At 70.3% G+C, this 4,103-nt stretch carries 1 protein-coding gene and 1 pseudogene; one reads left to right on the top strand and one right to left on the bottom strand.

The window, feature by feature from the left end:
* The first annotated feature begins 374 nt into the window (after positions 1-374).
* Positions 375-1,658 carry a glycoside hydrolase family 3 N-terminal domain-containing protein gene (locus tag ACWEN3_RS42800; RefSeq protein WP_452983054.1) on the top strand — a complete coding sequence of 428 codons (1,284 nt, stop codon included), beginning with the start codon at positions 375-377 and terminating at the stop codon, positions 1,656-1,658.
* 2,325 nt (positions 1,659-3,983) lie between these two features.
* On the opposite strand, the pseudogene ACWEN3_RS42795 reads toward ACWEN3_RS42800, so the two are convergent.
* A pseudogene (locus ACWEN3_RS42795) lies at positions 3,984-4,103 on the bottom strand (N-acetylneuraminate synthase family protein); the annotation flags it as partial.

Here is a 4,103-nt window from a genome sequence, read left to right as displayed (position 1 = left end):
CACCCTGCGCGTCCACACGGCAGGCGAACGAATCACCGGCGTCGACTTCGTCAACATCCCCCTACGGCGGGGCGGCGCCGTCATCAGTGGGGCGTCCCCCCAGGGGCGGGGGGACGCCTTCACCGCGCGGTCCTCACCCTCCGTCGATGCGGTGTCGTACGACGGTGAGCGCCGTGCCGGGGGCGAGGAACTCCGAGGAACACGGACGGTCCACTTTCGGCCCACCACGAAACGCGAGATGCTGGTGGGACGTCGACCGGGGCCGGCGAACAAATGCGTGCGGGAGTGCATCACACGCTTCGTGAAGCCAGCTCACGCTCATACGGCCCTCAGCGCGACGGGTACCGTCGCGTCTTCCGAAAGGAGACCGTGCGATGAACCTCCCGTCGCACCGTGACCGCAGCAGCGCGACCGCACCGCCGCGGGTCCCCGGCCGGGCCGGCACCGCCCCCCGACTGAGCGTCACCGCAGCCGTGGCGGTGGTGCTCCTGGCGAGCTGCGGCGCGGGCACCCCCAAGGCGGCACCGCACTCCACCGGCACCGGAGTGTCCCTCGCCCCGCCCGCCGCGTCTCCATCCTCCCCTTCCGCCTCCGCTCCGTCCCTCGCTCCGGACCTCACCACCGCCACCACGTGCACCAACAGCACCAAGCTGGCCGGGTGGTCGAACAGCCGGCTGGCCATGCTGGCCATCGCCGTCCCGGTGTCGGAGACCTCGGTGTCCGACGCCACCTCCGAGGTGGGCGCCGGCGCGGGCGGCGTGGTGCTGTTCGGCAGCAAGGCGCCGTCCGACCTCGGCTCCCGGCTGAACACCCTGAAGTCCCATGTGCCCGGCCACGTCGGCTTGTTGGTGATGACGGACGAGGAGGGCGGCGGCATCCAGCGCATGGCGAACCTCGTCGGATCCCTGCCCTGGGCCGCGTCCATGGGCACGCACTGGACCCCGGCCCAGATCCAGCAGAACGTCACGAAGGTCGCCACCAAGATGTCGGCCAACCAGGTGAACATGGACCTCGCGCCGGTGGTCGACGTCGACGGCAGGAACGTGGCCCCCAGCAAGACCAACCCTGACGGATGGCGCTCCTTCAGCGGCAGCACCGCGGTCGTCACCAAGGACGGCGTCGCGTACATGAACGGGCTGCGCGCCGGCAACGTCATACCCGTGATCAAGCACTTCCCGGGCCTCGGCGGCTCCAACTACAACTCCGACTTCGGGCCCGCCCGCACCCTGCCCTGGTCCACCCTGCAGAAGGTGGCCATCCCGCCGTTCGCCGCGGCCATCAAGGCCGGCGCCCCGGCCATCATGGTCTCCAACAACGTCGTACCGGGCCTCAGCAGCACTCCGGCGAGCCTGTCGTCCGCCGTCATCAGCTCCGAACTGCGCGGCACGCTCGGCTTCAAGGGCCTGGTGGTCACCGACTCCCTCAGCGCCAAGGCGATCTCCGGAGCCGGCTTCACCATCCCCTCCGCCGCGGTCCAGGCCCTGCGCTCCGGCGCCGACATGGTCATGTTCGACCTGGGCGGCAACGTCAACTCCCAGACCTCCGCGATCGCCACGGCGATCACCACCGCGGTCTCCAACGGCCACCTCCCCCGCAGCCGCCTCATCGACGCAGCAGGCCACGTCCTGGCAGCCCGCCACGTGAACCTCTGCCCCTGAACCCGAACAGCGCCCAGCCGTCCCTCCCGACCCCGCCGCAAAACCGACCGCACCCGCAGGCCGCCCCTGGACCGGAACCCAGGGGCGGCCGCAGGTCTACGCCCAAGCCCACCGGAGCCGGCCGCGACGGGCCGCCTGCTCGCGCACGGCGATCTGCGACTGCCACTGGCTCACCGCGCTCGCGTGCGACGAGGACCGGCTGAGAAGGCAAGCGTGGGCAGCGGATGTCCGCCCAGCCGAAACCCCCTCCTCAACTGTCACAGGCATGCCATACGCTGCGTCCAGCAGCCGCGCCCCGCGCAGAACCGCAGTCCAGCGGTCATGTCCGGGTGCCGCGCGGCGCACCCATCCCCCCGGTCGCGCACCGGGATTCCTTGTGGGGGTAACAGCACTGTGCGTATGCGCAGCATCTCGACAGCGACGGCTCTCGCGGTCCTCTTCGGCTCGGCGGCGCTGAGCCTCGGTGCGGCCGGCACCGCCTCGGCCGCCACGGCCGCCCATGTCACCACGCCCGGCGGCCTCGCGGTGGACGGCGCCGTGAAGCGGGTGTTCGTCGGCGACAGCACCGACAACACCGTCTCGGCCACCGACTACTCCGGTACCGTCCTCGGCTCGGTCGGCGGAGTCACCGGCGTCAGCGACCTCGCGGTCTCGGACGACGGGTCGACCGTGTACGCGGCCGCGCCGCAGATCCACGAGATCTGGGCCATCGACGCGAGCACCCTCGCGGTCAAGGCCCGCTACACCGTCTCCACCAACTACGGTCCGCGCCATGTCGCGTTCAGCGGCGGCAAGGTGTGGTTCTCCTACGGCGACCAGTGGGACGGCGACATCGGCTCCGTCGACCCGACGGTCGACCCGGCGAGCGGCACCGACCCGGTGACGCTGACCCAGTTCCCGACCGAGGGCACCTCGGTCGGCATCTGGGGCCAGGCACTGCTGGACACCGACCCGTCCCAGCCGGGCATCCTGGCCGTCGGTGAGACCGGGCTGTCCACGGACTCGATGGCCGTGCTCGACGTCTCCAGCGGCAAGCCCGCCCTGGTCGCCTGGCACTTCGGCAACTACTCGCTGAACAACGGCATCGGGGACATCGACCTGGTGCCCGGCGGCAAGCAGGTGCTGGTCAACGGCAAGGACCGGGACGCCTACGCGGACGGCAAGTTCACGGCCGCCGGCTCCTACCCCGCCGGCCAGCTCGCCGACATCGCCTCCAACGGCCTGGTCGCCCAGGTCAGCGGCTCCAAGATCCTGACGTACCAGCCGAACGCCACCCTGCCGCTGCACACCTACGACGAGGGCACCTCCCGCACGGCCGGCCTCGCCTGGGCGCCGGACGAGTCCCGGCTCTTCGCGCTCGTCGGCACGGACGTCGAGAGCGGCGGCTACACCCTCAAGGCGCTCACCGACCCGGCCCTGAACAACCCCACCCTGACGGTCAACGCCCCCGCGACCGCGACCCGCGCCAAGGCGCTCACCGTCACCGGCAGGCTGACCGCGCCGGTCGCGCTGCCGGCCGGCGCGAAGCTCCAGGTCACCCGGGTCGACCTGGACTCCCCGAGCGGCAAGGCGCTGCCCGCCGTCACGGTGAAGCCGGACGGCACGTACTCCTTCTCCGACACCCCGTCCGCCGGCGGCACGGTCACGTACAAGGTGACGTACGCGGGCGACGCCACGCACTCCGCGGTCACCGCGACCGACAAGGTCGACGTCTCCCGCGCCTCGACCTCGCTGAGCCTGAACAACAACGGCAAGGTGTACGCCTACGGCACCGGCGTGAAGTTCACCGCGCACCTCGGTACGACGTACAAGAACCGCACGGTCGAGATCTGGGCCAACCCCTACGGCGCCGACAAGCCGAACAAGCTGGTCAAGACCGGGAACGTCGACTCCCACGGCAACATCTCCGTGACGGTCGGCATGACCCGCGACACCGATGTCACCGCGGTCTTCAAGGGCGACGCCCGCTACAAGCCGACGACCGTCAGGTCCACGGCCTACGCCCAGGTGAAGAACTCCACGGTGGTGTCGAGGAACTACAAGACGGCCAAGATCGGCTCGACGACGTACTACTGGTTCCACAAGAACACCGATCCGCTGCTCACCACGACCATGACGTACTACCCGGGCCGCAAGCAGCGCGTCGACCTGCAGGTCTACTACGCCGGCAAGTGGTACACCGCCGACGGCAGCCCGCAGTACTTCAAGCTCGCCTCGAACGGCAGGTCGGCCGTGTCCCTGGGCGCCCCCGGCAAGTCCGGCATCAAGGCGCGCATGCGCTCGTCGTACATCAACAACTCCTCGGGCGACAACGTCAACACGACGACGTACGGCTCGTGGAAGTACCTGTATGAGGGAGGCCGAGGCCACCTTGTGGGCGGGGACGTCGAACTTCTCCAGGAAGGCGACGGCCTCGGTGTCCCACGGGGAGGCGAACCAGGCGAT

The organism is Streptomyces sp. NPDC004561 (genome assembly GCF_053602155.1).
The sequence above is the reverse complement of the archived record's forward strand: the minus strand, read 5'-3'. Positions and strand labels throughout refer to the sequence as shown.

Bases quoted from the DNA above. Each gene is read 5' to 3' on its own strand.
- ACWEN3_RS42800 (WP_452983054.1), top strand. From the start codon at position 375: ATGAACCTCCCGTCGCACCGTGACCGCAGCAGCGCGACCGCACCGCCG.